This is a genomic window from Jatrophihabitans lederbergiae (assembly GCF_031845305.1).
Lineage (GTDB): Bacteria > Actinomycetota > Actinomycetes > Mycobacteriales > Jatrophihabitantaceae > Jatrophihabitans_A > Jatrophihabitans_A lederbergiae.
In genome coordinates, this window is sequence record NZ_JAVREH010000178.1 from 1 (window position 1) to 1,068 (window position 1,068).

Here is a 1,068-nt window from a genome sequence, read left to right on the forward strand (position 1 = left end):
GATTATGCCGACCAGCCCGCGAGATCACCCAGCATCAGCAAGGGCCCTCGACCCTCACGCGGCATAATCCGGCGGTCGACATAGGCCGACGACTTCGTCGTCTTATGCCACACCCGTGAACAGGCCGAACTGGCCGAGCACCAGCTGGGTGAGTGGCTTACCCCGCGGGGCCTCGCCTTCAACAGGGACAAGACGCATGTCGTCCACGTTGAGCGCGGTTTCGACTTCCTGGGGTGCAACGTGCGCCGTCAAAACGGCAAGCTGCTCATCAAACCCAGCCCGGCGGCGGTGACGCGGATCAGGCAACGGCTCTCCGCTGAACTGCGATCGCTGCGGGGAACCAACGCCGAAGCGGTGATCCGCCGACTCAACCCGATCATCCGGGGCTGGGCCGGTTACTACCGCAGCGTGGTCTCCAAGCAGGTGTTCTCCGCAGTAGATCATCATCTGTGGCAACACCTCTATGGTTGGCGCTTCGCGCCCACCCGAACAAGTCGAGACACTGGGTAGTCGACAAGTATTTCGGCCCGTTCAACCCGTCCAGAACCGACCGGTGGGTCTTCGGCGACCGCGCAAGCGGCCGCTACCTCCGCCAGTTCGCCTGGACAAAGATCGTGCGCCACTCACCGGTCATGGGCACCGCGTCCCCGGACGACCCTGCCCTGAACCAGTACTGGGAACAACGGCGGCACAAAACGTACTCACTGCTCGGCGGCTCGACCGCGTCCTTGCTGCTTCGCCAGCACGGACGATGCCCAGCCTGCGGTGCGTTCTTGTTGCACGCCGACGATGGTCCACAAAGCCCGCAAGAATGGGAACAGTGGACCAGAGCCACCGGCAGGGCACTGCAGAGGAATGCCCTGACGATGGGCACCCCAACGGGCCCCGATCAGACCATGCACCGTCTCATCCACACCGGCTGCCGCACCCGGGAACACCGCAGCGACAGTCGGGCCAGCAGCAACAGATAGGACGCCCCGCGGGACTTGCTTGAGCCGGATGCGGTGAAAGTCGCACGTCCGGTTCTGAGGGGGCGGCGGCGCAGCAATGCGTCGCCGCTACCCGACC

1 protein-coding gene is annotated in these 1,068 nt (G+C 64.7%); it reads left to right on the top strand.

What is annotated here, in order from left to right:
* The first annotated feature begins 288 nt into the window (after positions 1-288).
* Complete coding sequence (locus RM423_RS26165) at positions 289-510, top strand: group II intron maturase-specific domain-containing protein (protein ID WP_396327882.1); 222 nt, start codon at positions 289-291, stop codon at positions 508-510.
* The last annotated feature ends 558 nt before the right edge of the window (positions 511-1,068 follow it).